Consider the following 24,772-nt stretch of genomic DNA (forward strand, 5'->3'; position numbering starts at 1 on the left):
ATCAACATATATTTTAACAAATGAGTATTAGCTTTTACGCGCCAGTAAAAACTGTGAAATCTCAACAAGTTCTTTAGCATCATCCCCGAAATATGCTAATGCTTCAAAAGCTTGATCATGTAAAGTTTGAGCATAAGCCTGAGCTTGAGCCAATCCCATCAATGCAGGATAAGTAGATTTTTGCACTTGCTCATCTTTGCCCGCAGTTTTACCTAAAATTTCAGTACTCGCCGTAACATCAAGAATGTCATCTTGTACTTGAAAAGCTAAACCAATGGTTTGCCCAAATTGACGCAATTTAGGAATTGCTTGATCTGTCCCAGTAAAGATAGTCACTGCACTCATCATGATCGCGGCTTGAATCAACGCACCCGTTTTATTACGGTGAATATTTTCTAATTCAGTTTGATCAACTTGTTTACCTTCGGCTTGTAAATCAAGCACCTGTCCGCAAACCATTTTAGAGCTTGCTGTCGCCAAAATTTGCATTTGCTTCAATACAATAGCTGCATCTGTACCTTGACCTTGTTCATCAAACAAACGGCTGCCCAATATCTCAAATGCCATGGACTGTAAAATATCACCCGCTAATAGTGCCGTATCTTCACCAAATGCCACATGACAGGTTGGCTGACCTCGACGTAACAAATCATTATCCATGCATGGCAAATCATCATGTGCTAAGGAATAACAATGTATTAACTCAATCGCAACGGCAGCACGACGAGCCGCTGCAAAATTATGATTCGGCAATAGAGCTGCTGTTGCATAACATAATGCAGGACGGACACGCTTGCCGCCCAACATTACTGCATGATGAACGGCTGACTTTAATGGTTCAGGAATAGAAAATGCAGCCAATGCTGTCAATAAATCTTGTTGAATACGTTGTTGAGATTGTTGTAAAACATCCGCATTAACTTGAGAAATAGATGACACGATTGCCTCGGGAAATTTTAATGAAAGGATCAACCGACAAAAACTTGCCAGAATGACAACATCATAACATTATTTATTTAGAGAAATTGTTTTTGTGTTTTTAATAACTTTAAAATAATAAAGCCTTCAAACGAAGGCTTTATTCATAAGATCAAATCAGTATTTAGAAAGTATCACCAGGTACACGTACCCAACCTTCCATCAATACACGTGCACTACGGCTCATAATCGCTTTTTTGACAGCCCACTTCCCATCAATTAACTCGGCTTGAGCACCGACACGTAAAGTGCCTGATGGATGACCAAAACGAACTGCTTCACGCTCGCCACCACCTGCTGCTAAATTCACTAAAGTACCCGGAATTGCGGCTGCCGTTCCAATCGCCACGGCTGCTGTCCCCATCATGGCATGATGTAGCTTACCCATAGACAATGCACGTACCAATAAATCGACATCTGATACTTCAACAGTTTTTCCACTTGAAGAAGTATAGCTTTTAGGTTCTGAAACAAAAGCGATTTTAGGGGTATGCTGACGTGCTGCTGCTGCTGAAATATCTTTGATCAAGCCCATATGAACTGCACCATATGCGCGGATTTTTTCAAAACGTGCTAAGGCTGCGGCATCCCCATTAATATGATCTTGTAATTCTGTTCCTTGATAGCCAATATCTTCAGCATTCAAGAAAATCGTTGGAATACCTGCGTTAATAAATGTCGCTTGGAATGTTCCAACATCAGGCACAACCAATTGATCAACAACATTTCCTGTAGGGAACATATCCCCACCCTCTTCACCATCATCAGCGGGGTCCAAAAATTCAATTTGAACTTCTGCTGCAGGGAAAGTCACTCCATCTAATTCAAAATCACCTGTTTCCTGAACCTGACCATTGGTTATAGGGACATGTGCAATAATGGTTTTTTGAATATTCTTTTGCCAAATGCGTACCGTACAAATCCCATTTTCAGGAATACGATCTGCATCGACCAAACCATTTGAAATCGCAAATGAACCAACTGCTGCTGTCAAGTTGCCACAGTTACCACTCCAATCTACGAAAGCTTGATCAATAGAAACTTGTCCAAATAAATAGTCGACATCGTGCTCTGGCTCTGCACTTTTTGCCAAGATCACTGTTTTACTGGTACTTGAAGTTGCACCGCCCATACCATCAATCTGTTTACCATAAGGATCTGGACTTCCTATGACACGTAGCAAGAGCAAGTCACGTGCTTTTCCAGCAACTTGTGCGGCTTCAGGTAAATCATTGAGATTGAAAAAGACACCTTTACTCGTGCCACCACGCATGTAGGTTGCAGGGACTTTAATTTGTGGTACTGAACTCATGTCAATTTCATCCTTTTATCGTGTTCTTGGTGCAAGTGAATGTGAGCTTAAATTATCGTAGAGTCATCTGAAATGCCATACGACTATACGATTAAAGCAAAGCGGAATAGATAAAGCACATCGTATATATTGAGTAAAGTTGAATAACTTAACAATGGCACGAAAATAAACAACTGCTGTTTAAAAAACAAAAATCTGATTTAAATGTCTAAAATACCACCACCATATAGTTTACTATTCGTTCAAATATAGGATTTTAAATAACTTTTAAAAACTACTTTCCAGTCATAGCCAAGCTGTACTTTTACTAGGCTAAAACTTTGCAATCTATTAGAATATTCCACTTATTCCTCGTCGAGCTCAGTCCTTTGAACAACGATTCTTCTCAACTTCAGCGTGGACTAAAAAACCGCCATATCCAGCTCATTGCTATGGGTGGAGCTATTGGTACGGGCTTATTTTTAGGTTCTGCGCAAGTCATCCAGTCTGCTGGACCATCAATTATTTTGGGTTACGCAATCGGTGGTTTGATTGCATTTCTCATCATGCGCCAATTAGGTGAAATGATTGTCGAAGAACCTGTCGCTGGTTCATTTAGTCATTTTGCTTATCAATATTGGGGGAAGTTTCCAGGATTCTTATCAGGTTGGAATTATTGGGTACTATATATCCTTGTTGCGATGAGTGAACTGACTGCGGTTGCAAAATACATTAACTACTGGTGGCCTCATATTGCGGCTTGGCAATCAGTATTATTTTTCTTTGTCCTTATTACAGCAATTAATCTCACTAACGTTAAATTCTATGGTGAATCAGAGTTTTGGTTAGCCATCATTAAAGTCACAGCTGTTGTTGCTATGATTTTATTTGGTTTGTTCTTACTTTTCACAGCAGATGCAAATTCAACAGCCTCATTTAGTAACCTTTGGTCACATGGTGGATTCTTTCCAAACGGTTTCGATGGTTTGTTTTACATGCTTGCCTTTATTATGTTTGCTTTCGGTGGAATCGAACTGATTGGTATGGCTGCGGCAGAAGCGAATGATCCTAAGAAAACCATTCCAAAAGCAATTAATCAAGTTGTTGTGCGTATTTTAGTTTTTTATGTTGGCTCATTAGCGATTCTCCTTTCACTTGTGCCTTGGAACCAACTGGATTTAGGTGGCTTAGACAAAAGTCCATTTGTGATGATTTTTAGTCAAATGGGAATTGGTTGGGCGGCTCATTTACTTAACTTTATTATCTTAACAGCGGCTTTATCTGTATATAACAGCGGTATGTTTGCCAATAGCCGTATGCTTTTTGGTTTAGCACAACAAGGGAATGCACCTAAAGTTTTCGCTAAAGTAAATAAACAAGGTGTACCGATTCCTGCTGTTTTATTATCTGCTTTATTGATTTTTGGTTGCGTACTGTTGAACTATTTTGTTCCAGAAGATGCCTTAGGTCATTTGATGTATGTGGTAGTTGGTGCTTTAGTGCTTAACTGGGCAATGATCAGCTTAACTCATTTAAAATTCAAAGCGATGGTAAAACAAAAGAATTTAAAAACCAGTTTCCCTGCGTTATGGTCACCAATCAGTAACTACTTAGTCTTAGTTTTCATTGCAGTCGTGCTGTACATCATGTGGCAACAAGGTTTCAAAGAATCTGTGCTGATGATCCCAATCTGGATTGTATTGATGTTTGTGCTATATAAAGCTTTAAATCTTAAAGCAAAAAACTAAATATCTGATCAAATTCATCAAAAAGTGATTGCTTAGGCAATCACTTTTTTGTTTATAATCATAAAATTATGCGCTTATAGCTTAACTGGATAGAGCAGTTGCCTCCTAAGCGACCGACGTGGGTTCGAGTCCCGCTGAGCGCACCATTTAGAGGATTGAGATATAAACGATAGCATCCTTGAATAAAGTAAAAATCTATAAATAATTAATTTTATAAATAAATTTAACTATTTAATTAGCTAATAATCCTTTCGCTTTGGTGAGTAAATCTTGCTGGTCTATCTCAGACGGGTGAAAACTAGCTTTATAGAATGCTAAATAATCAGGCAGTAAACGCCACGTCATTTGAGTCAGCCCTAAAAGCGTTTGAGCATTTTTTAAAAGTTGTGCTGGGGAATACAAGGTATTTTTGCGATCTTGCCAAGCAAGATGACTAGTCATCACAATAGTACTAGTTATAAATCCCACTGTGATAGTTCGCATACTTCTACGACGCTGCGCTAGATTAGCAAAAACTTGCTGATATACATCAAAAGCTACGTGCTTATGTTCGATTTCTTCAACAGCATGCCAAAGCCATAGATTCTTCATGTTTTCTGATAAACCCTTAAACATGACATTTGGATACTGAAGCATATAACCAGCCATCATTGCCGTAAAATGCTCAAGTGCGACCGTTGCAGCCAATTGACGGCGTTGGCTCAAAGTCCGTAAGCGAATCATCTCCTGCTCATAAGCTTTTTCAAATTTTTTTAAATGATATTCGCTGCTTTGCACCAATTGATTAAACTGTTCATGCGCGCGGGCATGATGTGCCTCTTGACCAATAAAACCTGAAATATCTTTTTGTAATTGTTCATCATGAATTTGATCACGCACATTACGAACAGTTTCTACAAAAAAACGTTCTCCTTGTGGAAAGCTCATCGATAATGCTGTGAGAAAATGTGACATTAGCGTAGATTCAGTATAGTGCGCTTTAATTTTTTCAGGTTTAAACTGCGTTTGGCGCACCGTAATTGTATTATGTGACATTATGGCTTTCCTTCCCCCTAAAACTAAAGCGCAAACAGCTTTAACTACATTAATAAGACCATCAATAAATCATATATTCAACAGCAAACCGACAAGAGCTACATCATCGATTGAACAACCTTAGATATAAATTTCTACTTAGTTCCAAATTAGAACTATGATTAAATTATAATCTACTATTCATGCTGTCAATTTGTTTTTCATGTATTTTCTCAATTTGTCCTATAAAGATATTTTGTGACCTTAAAGCAGTTATTTGCTAAATCAAGGTTAGATAAATCAATAAATGCGCCTAAATATCCCAAGACTTTTCAATTGATGTGATTTGACTATGAACGCTTTGGTGTTCTGCTTGTTTTACTGTGCACCATAATTCCATAAATTCTTTACCTAAATATTCTGCAAGTATCTTGTTATTTTTAAATAGTTTTAAAGCTTCAATTTGCTCAATTGGCAATAAAAAATAATGTTTAGATTTAAACGTAAGTTGATTGATTTGTTTCGGTACTTCTAACTGGTGTGTTAAACCATAGAGTGTGCCAATCAAAATAATGGCAATGGTAAGATAAGGATTACAATCTGCTCCTGCCATACGGTATTCCAATCTTTGATTTTCTTGATCAGAGCACGGTATTCGAATAGCGACATTACGGTTATTCAGCCCCCAACTCGCCTCTAGGGGAACATGATGACCTTTTTTAAAGCGTCTAAAAGAGTTTAAATTGGGTGCCAAAATTGCCATCGAACTTGGCATTAACCATAACAAACCACTGATGACTTTTAAGAGATCTTGAGATAACCCATCTTTCCGAGGACTAAAAATATTGTTTTGATCTTGATCAAGCAAACTCATATGAAAATGCATTCCACTGCCCGCTTTTAACAGATCTGGCTTTGCTAGAAAATTTGCGCGAAATCCGTGTTTATGTGCAATTTGTTTAATGGTTCGTTTTAACAACATAATCTGATCACATAACTTTAAAAGATTACATGTGTGTTGCAGATTAAACTCATATTGCCCTGAAGATGCTTCAGAAATAATTCCTGTAATTATAATATTCTGTAGTTTAGCGATAGCTTCAATCTCATCTAAAATTTGTTGATGTGTATCAGAGAGATGAATATCAAAACATTGTGTTATTAATTCTTGAACTTCTTGTTCCCCACTCAACGGCTGTAAATAAAATTCTATTTCTGCTGCAATACAAGGGTGATAATTTTTTTCATGTAATTGTTGGAGTATTCTTTTTAAAATATTACGAGGTTCAATTAAACACTCTTGATGGCGATCATCTTTCATCGTCAATAACAATTGAGCATTAGTTTCAGGCTCAATGGCACAAGGTTGCAATGAACCTAGGATAGGCTGGCACAAATGATCTGGTTCACCAATAAATTTACCTAATCTGGTTTCTTCTATCACATTTCCATTTAGACTCATCGCATAAATAGAAAGGGGTAAATAACATGCTTTCACCAATTGTGTTAAGCATTTGACATCAATTCTTTTACCTCGTAGATGTCCATTCAAATCATACAAATAAATATCAATATGTTGTGTATTTGGATACTTTTCTAAATAATGATCTACTTCCTCTAAAAATAATCCCTTATCGAACAGAATATTTTTAGATTTTTGCTCATTTGATTGATTAATCGCATTATTCAAATTTAATAGCTGATTCAACTCTACAAAGACAGCATTCATAAATTAAACCGAGTTCATATTAATATGAATAGAATAATTTATGCTCATAAATATGTAACGTTAAGATAATATAAACTTATCTAAGCTCAGTATAAATTTAACGTAAAATTCAAGTAACCGTTTAGCATTTTGTTAAGCATCATAAGCACTGACCGATGTAATTTTACGAATTCTAAGAGTCAATTCCTTCACGATATAATTGACAGATACAACCAACATCAAACCAATAATAAAAGATCCAATGATATCAAATGGAAAATGAACCCCAACATAAATCCTTGATAAACCAACGACCATACCGACAAAAATACCAAATACACCAATCTTCTTAAAACCTGCTAACCAATATGAAAAGGCAATGATTGTGATGGTTAGGGTATGCTGACTGGGAAATGATGAGCTTGGACCATGCCCAATAAGTTGATGACCTAGTCCTATTTCAAACGGACGTGGATGATGGTAGAAGATTTCAGCTAAATCACTCAGGATTAAAGAAAGCAACACAATTAAAAGTGTTTTAGCGAATAAATAATTATAGATTTTCCATTGGTAAACCAATAAAAATAAAAGAAAACATATAAAAACTGTATTTAAGTCATGTGCTGTAAATATAGCAACTCTATCCACAATCGGATTCTGAGTCGCAAACGAGTTTATGCAATCAAACAAGTAAATGTTTAAGCTTTCAAATATCATTGCATATTTATCTTTTTAGATTCGCTCACCGCAATATATAAGCGAATCATGAAAGAATGATTAAATCTCTATCAAAATTAATTTTAAATAATGCCTAGCTCTTGCATTTCACTAAGCAAACTTTTTACGATATTGATTAGGTGAAATTCCCGTCCAGTGACAATACGCTTTCCTAAAGTTTGAAGTATCTGAAAAACCAAGTCTTTCAGCAATTTCATCCATACTCAGTGTTGTCGCGGCTAGATATTCATCGGCAAGACGTGTTCGCGTACTATCCAATATTTCTTGATAACTCACATTCAAATCGGCTAAACGGCGATATAAAGTTCTTTTAGATACATGTAATTGATCTGCCATCTGTTGAGCAGTTGGAAAATTCCCAACACTGTCCAAGAAAATAAGACGAATCGTTTTGATCAGTTCAGATTCCTCATCATGTTCATCACACAACATCCGTTCACAAAAAGATTGACACATATCCGCAGTAATCGGGTTTGCATTTGGACAAGGCGCATCTAACCATGCCAAATCAAAATGCCATTGCATCACTTCTGCATCAAACTCTACAACACAACCAAATACCTTTTGGTATTCATCTGCATATTCAGGGGCAGGATAAGGCAGCAATAACCTTTTAGCCTGAAACGGCGCTTCAAGTACGCACTGAATTAAGGTTTGCATTGAACTAAACCAGAACTCGCAAATTAATGGCAATAAATGTCCTAAAGCAATAATTTCTTTAGCTTCAAAAATTGCAGTATCATTTTGTATATAAAATGATTTTTGCAGTACAGGACTGGCTAGTTTGATATGTCGAATGCCAAGTTCGACGGCTTGTTGAAAATTACGAGAAGAGTACAGTGCATAACCATACACCCCAAAATCTGATAATTTTTGTTTTTGACCTGCCCTAAGCCCGATCAATGGATCTTTAGACAAAGATTGGATATTTTGAAATAACTTCAACTTTTGATATTGAGATATTGTTGTGGTCGCACATGTTAACGCATCATGCGCAATACCCGTACCATCTAATATCTGAGCGATGGAATATCCTTGTTTTTGCATTTCATCAAACAAACTGCTTAAACCAAGTATAGGCGTGCCTTGACCGAATAGCGTATGATCATAACGAGCTTCAATATAAATATTTTGCTCAATATTCTGTTTAGGCATTTTTACTTTATCCATTCGATCAGTAGATAATGGCACTAAATTACTTTTTGTTGTCTCAATTTAACATCGACTAAAAATTCAATCAATCATAAAGTCTATTTCTACCAATAAGCATGGAAGGAGCAACAATGACACTTTCTCATTCGCAGGAATTTAGCGACTCGGCAACTAAACATATGCACTTGGTATTCGCCCAACAACGTGCTGCTTTTGATGCGAATCCATATCCTGATCTTGATGCTCGACGTACAAAATTATTCAAACTCAAAAAACAAATTATTCGTTACCAAGACGTCATTGCCGCTGCCATCAATAGCGACTTTAGTTCTCGATCGGTAGATGAATCAAAATTATTGGATTTATTAGGCTCAGTTTTGGAAGCAGAACATGCCATTCGACATTTACGTAAATGGATGCGACCAAGTAAACGCCGTACTGAATTACTGTTTTTATCAAACCGTCTCGCTGTACAGTATCAACCGAAAGGCATCGTTGGCGTGATTGTGCCGTGGAACTTCCCTGTTTATTTAGCACTTGGCCCATTGGTTGCGGCAATCGCTGCGGGCAATCGGGTCATGATTAAACTGCCAGAGATTACGCCTGCAACCAATGCAGTGCTGAGACGCATGCTGGCTGAAGTTTTTACTGAAGATGAAGTTTGTATTTTCGGTGAAGAAATTCTTGATCCTGCACAATTCACATCATTGCCTTTTAACCATATTGTATTTACAGGTTCACCTGCAATTGGTCGAGTGGTGATGCGTGCAGCAGCAGAAAACCTAACGCCTGTCACATTAGAATTAGGCGGTAAATCCCCTGCGCTTGTCAGCCGTCATTATCCATTAGCCGATGCAGCTAAACGTGTATTGCATGGTAAGGCAACCAACTGTGGGCAAATCTGTGTTGCACCTGACTATGCACTTGTACCCAAAGAACAAGTGAATCAATTTGCAGAAGAATGTAAAAAGAATTTTACGGCAATGTATGGCAGTAACATCAGCAATAATTCTAACTATACATCTATCGTCAATGATCGCCATTTCAAACGTTTATTAGAAATCCTAGACGATGCCAAAGCCAAAGGCGCTCAAATTATTGCCTGTGCCGAATATAATCGTGACAAAGATGCGCGTCGTATGCCTGTACATATTGTACTGAATTGCACACCCGATATGCGTATTCTAAAAGAAGAGCTGTTTGGCCCAGTATTACCCTTAGTTGCTTACGATAGCCTTGATGACGCGATCGCCTATATCAAAGCAGGTGAACGACCTTTAGCACTCTATTGTTTCACCCATGATTCAACTGAACGTGACTACATTTTAAAACAAACTCATTCAGGTGGTGTCACAATCAATGATTGGGGTTGGCATGTGGTCAATCATGATGCACCTTTTGGAGGTATTGGTAACTCAGGTATGGGGACTTATCACGGTGAAGAAGGTTTCCGTGAGTTGTCACATGCAAAAACGGTTTTTGCTCGCCATCGCTTCTTCCCAACACAATTGTTCTATCCACCTTACGGCACTTGGGTACAAAAACTGGCATTAAGTTTTTTTTTGAAAAAAGGCGACCCAAATCTAAAATAAACGGTTTATTTGTCAGAAAGAGAGTTTTGCAAACTCTCTTTTTATTTTCAATTTAGGATTGCCCTTGGAAACGTAACCCCACGCCTGCAATGGTAAAAATATATTTTGGAGTGATCGCAGAATCTCCAATTTTGGTACGGAGTTTTTTCACCAAGATTCGAAGATAATGGGTATCTTCTTCATGGCTAATGCCCCATAACTCGGTCATAATTTGCTTTTGCGTAACGATCTTACCCTGATGGCGAATCAATAGTGCTAACAGTTGAAATTCCTTTTTTGTGAGAACAATTTCTTCATTCGTGAACCTCACCACATGTTCAGCCACGTCCACAGATAATTGACCATCGTCAAATACAATATTCTGTTCAGACTGTTGTGGTTTATTGCGAAACATCACCCGAATACGGGCACATAATTCCTGAATGCTAAACGGTTTGGTGACATAGTCGTTTGCACCTGCATCGAGCAATTTAATTTTTTGATTTTCATCAGGACGGGCAGATAACACAATCACAGGAATATCTGACCATTGCCTCATCTCGGTCAATACTTCCTGTCCTTCCATATCTGGTAAACCCAAATCTAAAATCAGTAAATCCGCACCTCGTGTTGCCAAAATTTCTAAGCCTTTCATACCATTTTCAGCAACATGCACCTGATAACCTTGCGCGCGTAAGGCGATGTCTAAAAATTTTCGAATTTGAGGCTCATCATCAATAATCAGAATTGATGCATTTGAATAAATTGTTTGCGACATAAAAAATCGTTTAACCCTGACGTAACGATAATCGTATGCGAATTAAGGTGCCTTGACCATCTGTTCCAGCAAAAGCTTCGATACTGCCCATATGTGCGCCAATAATGGCTTTGACAATCGCTAGCCCTAAACCTGTTCCCGTTTTACCACGATCACCACGCTGCATGGTGTAGAACATATCGAAGATTTGCTCGCGTTCATCTTCGGGAATGCCAATCCCCTGATCGATAATGTCAATTTGCAGAAATTGTTCCTCTTGCTGAATCTTCACTTCAATCGGAACATCATTTGGTGAAAATTTAGCGGCATTTTCCAAGACATTAAAAATGGCTTGTTCAATCAAAGCAGGATGCACATACAATTGCGGAAGTTCTTCCGCCAAAGCAACTTCGATTTTCACCTCAGGCTGATAGCGTTTCAGTCGTTGCGTTGCCGAGCCAATCAGCTCATCTGCACCGATCCAAGCACGACTTAAAGTCAAACCCTGATGACCTAGTCGAGTCATATCCAATAGGTTTTGTATATAACGATCCAGTCGTTCCCCTTCAATGTGAATAGTGTCTAATAATTCATGCCGATCGCTTTCAGGCATCTGTTCACCATAATATTTGAGCGTATCTGCTGAACCAATTATCGCTGCTAAGGGTGAACGTAAATCATGCGATACCGAAGAAAGTAAAGCTGAACGTAGTTTTTCCGTTTCAGCCACTACTCTAGAATTTTCTAACTGTAACGAGAGTTGAACCCGAGCAATGGTTTGCGCAATATCTTCAATCATCAACTCAGTTAAACGTTGTAATTCAAAACTGATGGTTTGAGCATTTTGATGAAACCGAATTGCAATCACGCCATATTCTTTCACTAAATTCAGTGGAATAAACCACCATTCAGAATTGGTCAGTGTGTTGGTAAAGCGTCCACAGGGTTTCGCATTCTTCTGCGTCCAATCTGCGGCTATTTGATCTTTTTCATTTAAAGCAGAGACATCACCCAAAGACTGATTTTCAACTTTTAACCAGACTGTCGCATTTAATGAGGTCTCTAAATGTTGTTTGGCGACGGTTAATACCTGTTCAATATCCACACAGGTCGATAGTTTTCTTTCCAATTCTTGCAACTGTAACGAGACTGAATTTGCAGCACGTAAACTCAAGACCTGCGCACGTAATTGGTTGGCTAAACGCCCAACCAGTAAGGCTGAAACAATAAATGTAATGATGGTAATCACGCCTCGTTCAGCGCTAATCATAAAGGTAAATCGAGGTTCGATAAAAAAGTAGTTGTAGAGTAGAAAACAGATGAATACGCTGATAATCGTGATCAACATGCGGGCGCGTATCGCAACCAGTAATACAGTCACAATAAAAATTAAAGCTAAATCACTATACCCAATAAAATGATCACTAATTGCTGCCACAATCAATCCTAGGAACACAATGATAATACTTTCAAACACTTCACGTTGATTAAACGCTAAACCTTGTTCCAGCCAAGATGAATGCGCCACATCTTTCTGCAAACGCTTTTCATTATTTTTGGCTTTTAAAGGCTGAACAAAGGTGATTTCAAAAGGATGCTGTTTCTCTAACAGTTGATCGGCAATATGATCTGAAAATAGACGCTGCCATAGCGATTTTTGAGGGCTTTTGCCAAGTAAAATATTAGATGCACCATAATCATAAGCTGCCTGTAAAATGGTCGATGCAATATGATTGCTATAGAGTAAATAAGTGTCTGCACCGAGCTTACGTGCTAGATTAAAAGCCTTCGTCACTGCAAAGGCTTGAGTCGTTTCAACCTTACTTTTTTGAATCGAAATGACGCTCCAGGTTGCATTGCGCCTTTCCGCAATCCGATGGGCACGGCGTACCAAATCTTCAGAGAATTCAGAACCATCTATCGCCAACATGACATGATTTTGAATCGGAATAATCTGCCCTTGCGCAACAAATTTTTCTCGATAATCAATATCGACCTGCCCTGCAACAGTTTGAATTGCCAGATCACGTAACGCTGTCAAATTTGCAGCTTTAAAAAAACCTTGTAATGCATGAGGGGCAACATCGGCGAAATAAATCTTGCCATGATTCATCCGTTCTAATAATTCAGGAACAGGTAAATCAACCAATCGAATATCTTTCAAACGTTTCAGTAATGCATCGGGGACGGTTTCAGTTACCCGAATCCCCGTAATTTGAAAAACCACATCATTCAGACTTTCCAAATGCTGAATATTTAAGGTGCTATAGACATCAATGCCTGCATCCAACAACTCATTGACATCCTGCCAACGATATTCATGCCGACTATTGGGTACATTAAGATGTGCGAGTTCATCCACCAACACAATTTCAGGCTTTAATTTGAGGATTTGATCAAGATCCATCTCGTCTAACATTCGCCCTTGATATTCCACAGACTTTCTTGGAATAACATTCAACCCTTGAATCAAAGCTTCGGTGTCAGATCGACCGTGAGTTTCCACCACACCGACCACCACATGCTGCCCTTGCTGCATCAGTTCATGCGCTCGGGTCAACATGGCATAGGTTTTCCCGACTCCAGGTGCTGCACCCAAGAAAATGGTCAAACGTCCAGATTGTTCACGTTGACTATGTGCCAACCATGCATCTGCTTTGTTATTACGGTCGATCTGCATAATTACGCTCTATCAACGTGTGGTCGATGACAATTGATCTAAGGCTAAATTTAGCTGTAACACATTCACTCGGGCTTGCCCATATACGCCGAATTGCGCAGGCTGAATTTGTTGTTGTACCAAATCACGAACTTGCTGCTCAGGCAAATGATGTTGCTGTGCCACACGTTTCACCTGTAATAAAGCACTTTCAGGTGAAATATCTGGGTCGATTCCGCTTCCTGATGCTGTCACCATCTCATTTGGCACTTGTTGCTCAGTAATATGATTATTTTGTGCAAATTGCACTGTTCGTTCTTTAATTTGTGTTTGTAAATCAGGATTAGAGGTTGCCAAATTACTGCCTGCCATGCCATCTACATTGTAACTTACCGCACTCGGTCGTCCATGGAAATATTGTTCACTAACAAAGTTTTGCCCCACCAAACTCGAACCCACAATCTTTCCATTCAGCTCAATCAAACTACCATTCGCCTGCTTTGGAAAGAGCAATTGAGCAATAGAAACACTAGCCGTAGAATACAGCACCCCTGCAATGAAAAAACCAACCACAATCAAACCTAGACTCGGACGTAGGACTGAATGTCCTTGATTAGATAATGCCAAGTCCTGTTGATTCAATTGCTCATGATTCAATAAAGTATTCATTTTTCACTCCTAAATCCACAATGACACAATAAGGTCAATCAACTTGATCGCAATAAATGGAAAGATCACGCCACCTACACCGTAAATCAGCATATTACGGCGTAACAATTGCAGTGCACTGGCAGGTTTGAATTGAACGCCTTTGAGCGCCAATGGAATCAACATTGGAATAATCAAAGCATTAAAGATCAAAGCGGAAATCACGGCACTGCTTGGACTACTAAGCTGTAAAATATTCAGTACCCCAAGTTGTGGAATTGCGACTGCAAACAGTGCAGGTAAAATCACAAAATACTTGGAGACATCATTTGCCAAGGAAAAAGTAGTTAATGCACCACGGGTAATCAATTGTTGTTTACCAATTTCCACCACATCCAGCAATTTGGTTGGGTCAGAGTCCAAGTCCACCATATTACCTGCTTCCTTCGCGGCTTGAGTTCCCGAATTCATGGCTAAGCCAATATCAGCCTGAGCCAATGCAGGTGCATCATTAGTACCGTCACCAACCATAGCAACCAATTTACCCGCAGCTTGTTCTTTACGGATACAAGCCAATTTATCTTCAGGTCTCGCTTCAGCAATATAGTCATCCACACCTGCTTCAGCAGCAATCGCTGCTGCAGTCAAAGGATTATCTCCTGTGACCATAATGGTTTTGATACCCATCTCACGTAACAGCGCAAAACGCTCTTTAATGCCTTGCTTAATCACATCCGATAGCTCAATTACCCCTAAAATGCTGTGATTCGAAGCCACTACGAGTGGTGTTGCACCTTTTGATGCCACTTGTTCGACACGAGTTTTAAGCTCAACGTTATCCTTAATATCTTGATGGGTGAATTTAAGAATGGCATCCACTGCGCCTTTACGAATCTTTTGCCCTGTCGCCAAATCCACACCAGACAATCGTGTCGATGCACTAAACTGAATGAATTCGGCATCTTGAGGCTCACGAATGCTCTCTCCCATTTCTTTACCCAAACTCACCACCGATTTCCCTTCAGGGGTTGGATCAGCAAAAGAAGTCAACATCGCGGCTTGGCGCAACTCACTTGGCGTTACACCTGCCAATGGATAAAAGGCGGTGGCTTGACGGTCGCCATAGGTAATCGTGCCTGTTTTGTCCAACAGCAACACATCAATATCACCTGCAACTTCAACCGCTTTGCCAGATTTAGCTAAGACATTGGCTTTTAAAGCACGGTTCATCCCTGCAATCCCAATCGCAGGCAACAAGCCGCCAATCGTGGTTGGAATCAAACATACCAATAGTGCAATCAACAAGACGATGCTGATTTTGATCCCGATCATTGAACCAATAACAGGTAAGGTCAGCACCACCACAATAAAGGTGATGGTCATGATATTCAATAAGATACTCAGTGCAATCTCATTCGGTGTCTTTTGACGGTTGGCACCTTCCACCAAGGCAATCATACGGTCTAAGAAGCTATGCCCTGCCTCATTACTGACTCGAATAATAATTTCATCCGACAAGACCTTAGTGCCACCAATCACACCTGAACGGTCGGTATTGGCTTCACGTAGTACGGGTGCAGACTCTCCTGTAACGGCTGATTCATTGATGGTCGCAAAACCCTGAATAATCTCGCCATCCGCAGGGACAATCTCACCCGCTTTAACAATGACGAGATCATCTTTTTTAAGTAGATTGGCAGAAATCGTATTGGGTACCGCATTTAAATCGAGGATACGATTTGCGGTTAAGTTTTCACGTGCCTGACGCAATGACGCGGCTTGTCCGCGGCCTTTGGCTTCTGCAACCGCTTCTGCATAATTAGCAAATAATACCGTGACCAATAAGATCAGACTCAGCAGCAGACCAAAACCGAAGCTGGTACTCCCCATCAAGGTTGCGATAATCGTTAAGATTGTACCCACCCAGACACAGGCCATTACTGGATTTTTAAAAGCGTACTGTGGCAACAGCTTATAAAAGGTTTGTTGAATAATTTCTTTATTCAAAATATCCATCTGTTGTGTCGCATTTGAATGTTTCATTGTGCTTGCTCCACACTTAAACTTTTATAGACAAGTAGTCAGCAATTGGTCCGATCACCAACACTGGCATGAATTGCAATAAGGTGAGAATCAACACGATCCCGATTAAAGTCAGTGCAAATGTCGGTGACTCAATATGTAAAGAACCTTTACTTTCGGCTGCTTGAGGCTTGGTTGCCAAACTGACTGCGATCAAAACTGGAATAATCAACACGCTATAACGCCCTGCCAATAAAGCGATACTGGCACTCAGATTCCACCACAGGGTGTTATCGCCTAAGCCTTCAAAACCTGAACCATTATTGGCAAAAGCAGAGACATACTCATAAAACACTTGGCTAATGCCGTGAAATGCTGGATTTGAATTCCCTGTCATGGATGGGAAAGCAATTGCAATGGCCGTCAAACCAAGAATCACTACAGGTTGTAACAAGATCACAAAAGCTAAAAGCTTAATTTCAGTGACTTCCACTTTTCGACCAAACAATTCAGGGGTCCGTCCGGTCATCAAGCCTGCAATAAATACAGCCAAGAACAGGTAAATAAAGAACTGTAATAGACCACAGCCGATACCGCCCCAAATGGCATTAATCAGCATATTGCACAGCTCAACCAATCCTGTCAGTGGTGAGGCTGAGTCATGCATCATATTGACCGAACCGTTATTCACTTGCGTGGTCAAACTTCCCCATAATGCAGATGCATCCGCACCGAAACGAAGCTCTTTCCCCTCCATCAACGCAGCATTAACACTTAAAGATGATTTTTCGGTCCACAAAGTTAATAAGGTTGAAGCCAACGACATCAACAACATTGTGCCAAAAATCATCCACATCAATTTCTTGCGTTGAATAAAACGCCCCACCATAAATACTGCCGACAATGGGATCAGCAAGATCGCAATCATCTCGATCACATCGGATAACGGCGTTGGATTTTCTAAAGGCACACTACTATTCGGACCATACCAACCACCACCGTTACTCCCCAGTTGTTTAATCGCGACCATTGGCGCGACTGGACCAAGTGGAATATGTTGGGTTTTAAGCTCTACTGTTTGATCCAAGACCTGTGCGGTTGGACCAGCAGATAATGTTGCTGGAACACCTTGAAAAGTGAGCAGCAAAGAAAAAACTAAACCAAGTGGAATAAAGAATCTAAACAATGGTCGGATAATATCCATCCAGTAATTGCCTAAATTGATCTGATTCCAATTGTTTTGATCTGAACCTTTTTCTTTAGCAGATTCCAGGAACAAAGCTCTTAACATTGCGACCAATAATGCAAGCCCAATAATGGGCGACAAATATTGCAACCCCACAATCACTGTCATTTGCGATAGATAAGACAGTTGCGCTTGCCCCGAGTAATGCTGCTGGTTAGTATTAGTCAGAAATGAAATGGTGGTATGTAAAGCCAAGTCCCAATTCATATTAGGAATATGATCTGGGTTCAAGGGTAACCAAGCTTGAGTCACTAAAATAGCGACACTTGCCCCCAGCAATAAAATATTGCTCAGAACAAAAGCACCCAAATATTGTCTCCAGTTCATCCCGCTGCGCTTGACGCCGAGTACCGCATAAATCGGTTGCTCAATCAATTTAAAAAAACGGTCACTTTTCATTGGCTTGGCTTGCATCACATCCGCAAGATAAGCACCTAGTGGATACGCCAGCAACAATGAAAGGACGAAGACAGAAATAAATTCCCACATAGCATATGCCATTTAAAATAGGTCATCATTAGTATGGAAATTGAGGGTGTAAATTCTCTATATTGAAAAAACCAGTGAACGTAAATTTTGCGTAAAATTATTCCTAAACTCTTCTCTGTGTTGTGAAAGAATGCTTTAAAGAAAAATTATGGAGAAAAATTTCTTAATTTTTACAAAAAATCTTTGACCTTATTAAAAAAAAATTAAAAAGAAATGCAAAAACAAAACACTTTAAATTATTAGTAATACTTTATATTTATCACCATATTACCAATAAAAACACAAATGTACATAAATTTAAATAGCATTTTTTTTGTGCATTTTCATGTAATCAATCGTACTGACAAGTTCATTTAGAACATTTACTCTTATTTTAATTATGGTATTTTTGTTACATGAAGTTATATCAAATCTATTTCAATACATGATTTGACAAGCCAATCATAGCTTCTCTACTTAGAAAATCTTGAAGTTCAAGGAAAGATTTAAAATGAAATTAAAACATCTTAGCACTGCAATGATTTTAGCGACGCTACCTGCAACTGGAGTATTTGCAGCTGCATTAGATCGCTCAGGTCAGTCAATGTCTGCTTTTTTTCAACCAGGTAACTATTTTGAAGCTGGTCTCTCGGTTCTAGATCCAACTGTTGAAGGGCAAGAAGCTGGTAAAACACCTGCTCCTCATGATCAAATCAAGGATATGGCTGATGATTACTACTTCCCTACAGCAGCTGTAAAAGTTCAATTTAATGATAAATTCTCCTTTGGTTTACTTTATGATCAACCATTTGGTGCTGCGGCTACATACTCAGGAAATAATATTTTTGTTGCAAATGGAGCAGATAAAGCTTTTTCACCTGCACTTGAAGATGTCATTATGGCGCGTGCTAAACCGACTTTTGATGCATTAACTGCGGAACAACGTGTCGGTCTTGCTGTTAGTAAACAATTACAAACAGCTGGTGTTGATTTAACAACAGCAGCAGGTCAAGCACTTCTTAAAACCAAAACTGGTGAAACACTTGCTGTTTATAATGCAAATACTGATATCGGGCGTCTTACAAAAGCAACTATTGATAATGGTATTCTTCAAGGTGTAACACAACAATACCGTGATGCAATTAATAAAGCAGATACAACTGTTCAAGGTGTAAAAGGAGCGACTAGTGTTGATGTAGATACAGAAAGCCTCTCTATGGTTTTTGGTTTCTCACCAATTAAAAATATCACACTCTATGCTGGTCCTGTTTATCAACTTGTAAAAGGTGATATCAGTCTCCGTGGTTCAGCATATAGTGTTTATAATGGCTACGATCTCCATATTAAAAATACTGATGGCTGGGGATGGTTAGCAGGAGCGGCTTATCAAATTCCTGAAATTGCATTAAAAGCATCACTTACTTATCGTTCAGAAATTGATCATGATGTTAAAAATGCAACAGAAACAGGATACGAGGCAATCGGTGCTTTATATCCAACAGAAGTTGCAGCAATAAAAAATGGTTCAGGTACAACAACTGTAACAACACCTCAGTCTGTAAATATTGATTTACAGTCAGGAATTATGGCTGATACTGTTGCTTTTGCAAATATCCGCTGGGTAAATTGGAAAGATTTCGCTGTTCAACCATATAAATTCGGACAAATCTCAAAACTAGCAACAGCAGCAACTGGCGGTAAAGGCTTCAACCTAGTTGAGTACTCTGATGACCAATACTCAGTGACAGCAGGTGTTGGACGTAAACTTAACGAAAAATGGGCTGGTAATGTTTCTGTAGGTTGGGATTCTGGTGCTGGTAATCCTGTAACGACTTTAGGCCCTACAGAAGGTTATTGGAATCTTGGTGTAGGTATGCAATATAGTCCTGCATCTAATTATTTTATAGCAGGTGGAGTAAAATACTTCTGGTTAGGCGATGCTAAAGCACAATCAGGTGCAGATGCTGGAACAGATGCTTATCTAGCTGAGTTTAAAGACAATCATGCAATCGCATATGGTATGAAAATCGGTTACCGTTTCTAATCAATACATCGAATAAAAAAGGCCATCATTTGATGGTCTTTTTTATTTTTGTGTTAAAAATAAATAGTTTCAAAAATTTATTACAAATGATTCTTAAAATATAGAAAATACGATAAATCAAAGTATTAACAATAAATTTACAAATATACCGACTAGTATATAACACTACACTTCTCAAGAAATTTTCATGACTTTATCAGTTCATTTATGGACATTTGTAAAATATTTTGAGCCATAAAAACTATGTTACTTTTCGCAACATTCTTGTTACAAAGTGATATGAGAGAAAATATCAATGAAGCTTAATGCGATTCAGCACGCTCTTTTACTTAGCTTACTCCCAACCACTTCAGCTTTTGCAGCAGCCTTAGATCGTTCAGGTCAATCTATTGCCCCTTTTTTACAAGCAGGCAACTATTTTGAAGCAGGTATTTCAGTTCTTGATCCAAATGTATCAGGAAAAGATAATTCACAAAATGACACAGGTAATATGGCAGGTAATTATTACTCGCCAAACGCTGCTTTAAAAATCCAAGCAACCGAAAAATTCTCTATTGGCCTTATTTATGACCAACCCTATGGAGCTGATGCAGAATACAAAGGCAAAAATAACTTTATTGAAAGTCGCCCTTTTCCATTTAAAGGTGGTACCTCAGTTACAGTTGATACTGAAGATTTGAATTTAATTTTAGGTTATCAACCAAATCAAAACTGGAACCTCTATGCAGGAGCTGTTTATCAAACACTAGATGCAACGGTATTATTACGTGGTGTAAGTTACAGTGCTTATAGTGGTTATGACTTTAAAACTGGACGTGATGAAGCTGTTGGGTGGTTAGCTGGTGTCGCTTATCAAATTCCAGAAATTGCACTCAAAGCATCTTTAACATATCGTGCAAAAATCAAGCATGAAATGAATGCTTATGAAAAGCATGGTATTGCAGGAATGACGTTATCAGCAGATCTAAATGCGGGTTTAATTCAAATTAATAAATCTGAAGGACAAACAGAAATCACCACACCTCAATCCATCAATCTTGACTTTCAAACTGGGATCATGGAGAACACGATTGCATTTGCGAACTTACGTTGGGTGAATTGGAAAGACTTTGCAATCCGCCCTTATAAATTTGGCGAAGCTTCACTTTTATCAGATATTGTAAAAAATACTGGTAAAAAAGATGGTTTTGATTTGGTTGCCTATACAGATGACCAATATTCTGTAACTGCTGGCGTAGGCCGTAAAGTCAATGATCATTGGGCTGGTAATGTATCTGTAGGTTGGGATTCTGGTGCAGGTAACCCAGTTACAACACTCGGGCCAACAGAAGGTTATTGGAATGTAGGTCTAGGAGTTCAATATAGCCCTACCCCGAATTACTTTATTGCTGGTGGTGTAAAGTATTTCTGGTTAGGGGATGCCAAAGCACAATCAGGTTCTCAATTTAATACGCCGAACTACGTAGCTGAGTTTGAAAATAATGATGCGATCGCTTATGGTTTGAAAATTGGTTATAAATTCTAATAAATAGTAAAAAATAAAAGGCGCTTAGAAGCGCCTTTTATTTTTAAATTTCCTTTATCTTTCATAAAAAGCTTAGAAATTTTAATTATTCTGGAATATCGCGTTGTGATACAGAACGTATTGCTTGTTTCAATGCTTCATAGCCATGCAATGGTGGAAACTGTGGGAATTCAGCAATTACATTTGCTGGTGCATCAAATAAGAAACCATGATCTGCTTCACCTAACATAGTCGTATCATTATAAGAGTCACCTGCAGCAATCACACGAAAATTTAAACCATGTAATGCTTTCACTGCCTGACGCTTTTGATCAGGCTGGCGTAATTTATACGCCGTAATCATGCCATTTTCATCAGTTTCAAGTTTATGACAGAAAATCGTTGGCCAACCTAATTGTTTCATCAATGGATGTGCAAACTCATAAAAAGTATCAGATAAAATAATCAGTTGAAAATGTGTACGCACCCATTCAACAAATTCTTTTGCACCTTCAAATGGTCCCATATCAGCAATCACAGCTTGAATATCATTTAAACCCAAACCATGCTCTTTTAAAATGTTTAAACGTTGAGTCATTAAAACATCATAATCTGGAATATCGCGCGTCGTCGCTTCTAATTCTTTAATTCCTGTTTTCTTGGCAAAGTTAATCCAGATTTCTGGTACAAGTACCCCTTCAAGGTCTAGGCATACGATTTCCATGAATGCATCCAATGTTGATTAAAAATTGCTGTATCATACCATTAAGATTTTCATTTTTTGCGCTGTTGTTAAATAAAACGATTTTATTCTGCAAGATTAAAATCGAAGACAAGCAAATGGCTTTGCTTAGAATGATTTACAATTGTGCCCAAGCCTTTCGCCAGGAACACCTATGACTGTTATTCCGACTATTGACCTTGTAGATGCGCTCGCTGCTGAATATTCAGATAAATCACCACGAGAAATTTTAGAGCTTGCTTTAAGCCAAGAAGGCGAAATTGCAATTTCATTTTCTGGTGCCGAAGATGTTGTATTAATTGATATTGCTTCTCGTATTGGTAAACCATTCCGTGTATTTAGTTTAGATACAGGGCGTTTACATGCAGAAACCTATCAATTTATTGAAACTGTGCGTAAACATTACAATATTAAGATCGAAATTTGCTTCCCTGAATCCGCTGCTGTACAGCAGTTGGTAAATGAAAAAGGGTTGTTTAGCTTTTTTGAAGATGGTCATCAGGAATGCTGTGGCGTTCGTAAAGTACAACCTTTACGTAAAAAATTAGCGACTTTGGATGGTTGGATTACAGGGCAACGTAAAGATCAAAGCCCAGGCACACGTAATGAGATTCCCGTAGTTCAAGCGGATGTTGGATTTTCAGGTGAAGGCAAGCAACTGATTAAATATAATCCGCTTGCAAATTGGAGCAGTGCAGATGTATGGAGTTATATTCGAATGATGGAAATTCCATATAACCCGCTACACGAACGTGGTTTTATTTCAATTGGTTGTGAACCATGTACTCGTGCTGTATTACCAAACCAACATGAACGTGAAGGTCGTTGGTGGTGGGAAGAAGCAACTCACAAAGAGTGTGGATTACACTCGGGCAATCTGAAAAAATAATTCCTAGCAGATTTGGTATATAAAAACCACTGATTCATCAGTGGTTTTATTTTTTCTGACTCCCCTGTACAAAGTCATATTTTAACCAGACCAAACCGTATATACTTCACACAACGGTTCAATAATTCTAATAAGAGCTCCAAGAGTATCTTATAAAAAATGCAATGAGAGGCTATATCTGCTATGCGCCCATTACACCCTATTGATTTTATTTTTCTTTCATTAGAGAAAAGACAGCAACCCATGCATGTAGGGGGATTGTTTTTATTTGAAATCCCAGAAAATGCATCTCCGACATTCGTACATGATCTTGTTCAAGATATCCGTCAATCGAAGAGTATTCCGGTTCCTCCATTTAACAATCAACTAACTGGATTATTCTGGGGTGAAGATCCTGAATTCGATATTGATCATCATTTCCGTCATATCGCGTTACCAAATCCAGGGCGTATTCGTGAACTATTGGTCTATATTTCACAGCAACACAGTTCCTTGATTGACCGTGCAAAACCATTATGGACTTGCGATATTATTGAAGGCATTGAAGGCAATCGCTTCGCAATGTATTTCAAAATCCATCATGCGATGGTCGATGGCGTTGCGGGTATGCGCCTCATTGAAAAATCATTATCAAAAGATCCAAATGAAAAACATGTCGTACCATTATGGTGTGTAGAAGGTAAACGTACTAAACGTTTAAAAGCACCAAAACCCCCGACAGTAAGTAAAATCAAAGGCATTATGGATGGTATCAAGTCTCAACTTGAAGTCACGCCAAAAGTCATGCAAGAACTTTCACAAACATTGTTTAAAGAAATTGGTAAAAATCCAGACTATGTCTCAACTTTCCAAGCTCCTCCTTCCATTTTAAACCAACGTGTAAGTTCTTCTCGCCGTTTTGCAGCTCAGTCTTTTGAACTTGATCGTCTACGTAATATTGCTAAATCACTCGGCGTAACCATCAATGATGTAGTACTTGCCGTGTGTTCTGGTGCACTTCGAGAATATTTGATTAGTCATAATAGTTTACCGAAGAAACCTTTGATCGCGATGGTACCAGCATCTTTACGTACAGATGATTCAGATGTAAGTAACCGTATCACGATGATTCTAGCCAATCTTGCGACTCATATTGAGAATCCAATCGAGCGCTTAGAAATCATTCGTCGTAGCGTACAAAACTCTAAACAGCGTTTTAGTCGTATGACTGCGAATGAAATTCTAAACTACAGTGCTGTTGTTTATGGCCCTGCTGGATTAAATATTGTTTCTGGTATGCTACCGAAACGCCAAGCATTTAACCTTGTAATTTCAAATGTGCCGGGTCCACGCGAACCGTTATATTGGAATGGCGCCAAGCTTGATGCGCTTTATCCAGCATCAATCGTCATGGATGGCCAAGCACTAAATATTACAATGACAAGTTATTTAGATAAGTTAGAAGTGGGTTTGATTGCATGTCGTAATGCTTTACCTAAAATGCAAAACTTATTGACCCATTTAGAAGATGAAATTCAACGCTTTGAACAAGCAATTGAAAATTTACCACAACAGAAAGTTGCGAATTAAGCAATTCGCTAAAAAATTAAGGGG

18 protein-coding genes and 1 tRNA gene are annotated in these 24,772 nt (G+C 38.7%); 7 read left to right on the plus strand and 12 right to left on the minus strand.

What is annotated here, in order from left to right; genetic code table 11:
* Positions 1-27: 27 nt before the first annotated feature.
* Together IEV17_RS10580 and prpF are read right to left on the minus strand one after the other, a co-directional pair.
* Positions 28-939, minus strand: a complete 912-nt coding sequence (locus IEV17_RS10580) for a polyprenyl synthetase family protein (protein WP_004664551.1) — start codon at positions 937-939, stop codon at positions 28-30.
* Between the two features lie 163 nt (positions 940-1,102).
* The gene (gene prpF / locus IEV17_RS10585; protein ID WP_004664552.1) at positions 1,103-2,290 is read right to left on the minus strand and encodes a 2-methylaconitate cis-trans isomerase PrpF; all 1,188 of its coding nucleotides are present in this window, start codon (positions 2,288-2,290) and stop codon (positions 1,103-1,105) included.
* A 368-nt stretch (positions 2,291-2,658) separates the two neighbouring features.
* On the opposite strand from prpF, the gene IEV17_RS10590 reads away from it, so the two are divergent.
* Positions 2,659-4,017, plus strand: a complete 1,359-nt coding sequence (locus IEV17_RS10590) for an amino acid permease (RefSeq protein WP_004664553.1) — start codon at positions 2,659-2,661, stop codon at positions 4,015-4,017.
* A gap of 70 nt (positions 4,018-4,087) precedes the next feature.
* A tRNA-Arg gene (locus IEV17_RS10595) sits at positions 4,088-4,163 on the plus strand.
* Positions 4,164-4,248: 85 nt separating this feature from the next.
* Here IEV17_RS10595 and IEV17_RS10600 read toward each other — a convergent pair.
* The 4 genes from IEV17_RS10600 to IEV17_RS10615 all read right to left on the minus strand — a co-directional run bounded on the left by IEV17_RS10600 (position 4,249) and on the right by IEV17_RS10615 (position 8,632).
* Positions 4,249-5,052: a metal-dependent hydrolase gene (locus IEV17_RS10600; protein ID WP_004664554.1), complete on the minus strand. Its 804-nt coding sequence runs from the start codon at positions 5,050-5,052 to the stop codon at positions 4,249-4,251.
* A gap of 292 nt (positions 5,053-5,344) precedes the next feature.
* Entirely contained in the window at positions 5,345-6,760 is a 1,416-nt protein-coding gene (locus IEV17_RS10605; protein ID WP_004664562.1) for a glutamine synthetase family protein, read from the minus strand.
* Positions 6,761-6,892: 132 nt separating this feature from the next.
* Positions 6,893-7,456: a phosphatase PAP2 family protein gene (locus IEV17_RS10610; protein WP_004664564.1), complete on the minus strand. Its 564-nt coding sequence runs from the start codon at positions 7,454-7,456 to the stop codon at positions 6,893-6,895.
* A gap of 111 nt (positions 7,457-7,567) precedes the next feature.
* Positions 7,568-8,632, minus strand: coding sequence for an AraC family transcriptional regulator (locus IEV17_RS10615; RefSeq protein WP_004664566.1), 1,065 nt, complete (start codon positions 8,630-8,632; stop codon positions 7,568-7,570).
* Between the two features lie 128 nt (positions 8,633-8,760).
* Between IEV17_RS10615 and IEV17_RS10620 the strand changes: the two genes are divergently transcribed.
* Complete coding sequence (locus IEV17_RS10620; protein ID WP_004664567.1) at positions 8,761-10,221, plus strand: coniferyl aldehyde dehydrogenase; 1,461 nt, start codon at positions 8,761-8,763, stop codon at positions 10,219-10,221.
* A gap of 52 nt (positions 10,222-10,273) precedes the next feature.
* On the opposite strand, the gene IEV17_RS10625 is transcribed toward IEV17_RS10620, so the two are convergent.
* From IEV17_RS10625 to kdpA, 5 genes are read right to left on the minus strand one after another with little or no spacing between them, the layout of a single operon-like run.
* Positions 10,274-10,978, minus strand: coding sequence for a response regulator (locus IEV17_RS10625; RefSeq protein WP_004664568.1), 705 nt, complete (start codon positions 10,976-10,978; stop codon positions 10,274-10,276).
* A gap of 10 nt (positions 10,979-10,988) precedes the next feature.
* A complete protein-coding gene (locus IEV17_RS10630; RefSeq protein ID WP_004664569.1) occupies positions 10,989-13,637 on the minus strand; it encodes an ATP-binding protein in 2,649 nt (882 codons plus the stop codon).
* 12 nt (positions 13,638-13,649) lie between these two features.
* Positions 13,650-14,285, minus strand: coding sequence for a potassium-transporting ATPase subunit KdpC (kdpC, locus tag IEV17_RS10635; RefSeq protein ID WP_004664570.1), 636 nt, complete (start codon positions 14,283-14,285; stop codon positions 13,650-13,652).
* A 9-nt stretch (positions 14,286-14,294) separates the two neighbouring features.
* Positions 14,295-16,307 carry a potassium-transporting ATPase subunit KdpB gene (gene kdpB / locus IEV17_RS10640; RefSeq protein WP_004664571.1) on the minus strand — a complete coding sequence of 671 codons (2,013 nt, stop codon included), beginning with the start codon at positions 16,305-16,307 and terminating at the stop codon, positions 14,295-14,297.
* A 16-nt stretch (positions 16,308-16,323) separates the two neighbouring features.
* Positions 16,324-18,021 carry a potassium-transporting ATPase subunit KdpA gene (gene kdpA, locus IEV17_RS10645; RefSeq protein ID WP_034602042.1) on the minus strand — a complete coding sequence of 566 codons (1,698 nt, stop codon included), beginning with the start codon at positions 18,019-18,021 and terminating at the stop codon, positions 16,324-16,326.
* 490 nt (positions 18,022-18,511) lie between these two features.
* On the opposite strand from kdpA, the gene IEV17_RS10650 reads away from it, so the two are divergent.
* Positions 18,512-20,044 carry an outer membrane protein transport protein gene (locus tag IEV17_RS10650; RefSeq protein WP_004664575.1) on the plus strand — a complete coding sequence of 511 codons (1,533 nt, stop codon included), beginning with the start codon at positions 18,512-18,514 and terminating at the stop codon, positions 20,042-20,044.
* Positions 20,045-20,339: 295 nt separating this feature from the next.
* The gene (locus IEV17_RS10655; RefSeq protein WP_004664576.1) at positions 20,340-21,569 is read left to right on the plus strand and encodes an OmpP1/FadL family transporter; all 1,230 of its coding nucleotides are present in this window, start codon (positions 20,340-20,342) and stop codon (positions 21,567-21,569) included.
* 85 nt (positions 21,570-21,654) lie between these two features.
* On the opposite strand, the gene thrH is transcribed toward IEV17_RS10655, so the two are convergent.
* Positions 21,655-22,272: a bifunctional phosphoserine phosphatase/homoserine phosphotransferase ThrH gene (gene thrH / locus IEV17_RS10660; protein WP_004664578.1), complete on the minus strand. Its 618-nt coding sequence runs from the start codon at positions 22,270-22,272 to the stop codon at positions 21,655-21,657.
* Between the two features lie 172 nt (positions 22,273-22,444).
* Here thrH and IEV17_RS10665 point away from each other — a divergent pair, with 172 nt between their 5' ends.
* Both IEV17_RS10665 and IEV17_RS10670 read left to right on the plus strand, forming a co-directional pair.
* Positions 22,445-23,179, plus strand: a complete 735-nt coding sequence (locus tag IEV17_RS10665; RefSeq protein WP_004664580.1) for a phosphoadenylyl-sulfate reductase — start codon at positions 22,445-22,447, stop codon at positions 23,177-23,179.
* A gap of 183 nt (positions 23,180-23,362) precedes the next feature.
* Positions 23,363-24,748, plus strand: coding sequence for a WS/DGAT/MGAT family O-acyltransferase (locus tag IEV17_RS10670; RefSeq protein WP_004664582.1), 1,386 nt, complete (start codon positions 23,363-23,365; stop codon positions 24,746-24,748).
* The last annotated feature ends 24 nt before the right edge of the window (positions 24,749-24,772 follow it).

This window comes from Acinetobacter modestus, from assembly GCF_014636095.1.
GTDB lineage: Bacteria > Pseudomonadota > Gammaproteobacteria > Pseudomonadales > Moraxellaceae > Acinetobacter > Acinetobacter modestus.

Bases quoted from the DNA above. Each gene is read 5' to 3' on its own strand.
- prpF (WP_004664552.1), bottom strand. From the start codon at position 2,290: ATGAGTTCAGTACCACAAATTAAAGTCCCTGCAACCTACATGCGTGGT.
- IEV17_RS10650 (WP_004664575.1), top strand. From the start codon at position 18,512: ATGAAATTAAAACATCTTAGCACTGCAATGATTTTAGCGACGCTACCT.
- kdpA (WP_034602042.1), bottom strand. From the start codon at position 18,021: ATGTGGGAATTTATTTCTGTCTTCGTCCTTTCATTGTTGCTGGCGTAT.
- IEV17_RS10670 (WP_004664582.1), top strand. From the start codon at position 23,363: ATGCGCCCATTACACCCTATTGATTTTATTTTTCTTTCATTAGAGAAA.
- thrH (WP_004664578.1), bottom strand. From the start codon at position 22,272: ATGGAAATCGTATGCCTAGACCTTGAAGGGGTACTTGTACCAGAAATC.
- IEV17_RS10630 (WP_004664569.1), bottom strand. From the start codon at position 13,637: ATGCAGATCGACCGTAATAACAAAGCAGATGCATGGTTGGCACATAGT.
- IEV17_RS10625 (WP_004664568.1), bottom strand. From the start codon at position 10,978: ATGTCGCAAACAATTTATTCAAATGCATCAATTCTGATTATTGATGAT.
- IEV17_RS10610 (WP_004664564.1), bottom strand. From the start codon at position 7,456: ATGATATTTGAAAGCTTAAACATTTACTTGTTTGATTGCATAAACTCG.
- IEV17_RS10665 (WP_004664580.1), top strand. From the start codon at position 22,445: ATGACTGTTATTCCGACTATTGACCTTGTAGATGCGCTCGCTGCTGAA.
- kdpB (WP_004664571.1), bottom strand. From the start codon at position 16,307: ATGAAACATTCAAATGCGACACAACAGATGGATATTTTGAATAAAGAA.
- IEV17_RS10655 (WP_004664576.1), top strand. From the start codon at position 20,340: ATGAAGCTTAATGCGATTCAGCACGCTCTTTTACTTAGCTTACTCCCA.
- IEV17_RS10605 (WP_004664562.1), bottom strand. From the start codon at position 6,760: ATGAATGCTGTCTTTGTAGAGTTGAATCAGCTATTAAATTTGAATAAT.
- IEV17_RS10620 (WP_004664567.1), top strand. From the start codon at position 8,761: ATGACACTTTCTCATTCGCAGGAATTTAGCGACTCGGCAACTAAACAT.
- kdpC (WP_004664570.1), bottom strand. From the start codon at position 14,285: ATGAATACTTTATTGAATCATGAGCAATTGAATCAACAGGACTTGGCA.
- IEV17_RS10615 (WP_004664566.1), bottom strand. From the start codon at position 8,632: ATGCCTAAACAGAATATTGAGCAAAATATTTATATTGAAGCTCGTTAT.
- IEV17_RS10600 (WP_004664554.1), bottom strand. From the start codon at position 5,052: ATGTCACATAATACAATTACGGTGCGCCAAACGCAGTTTAAACCTGAA.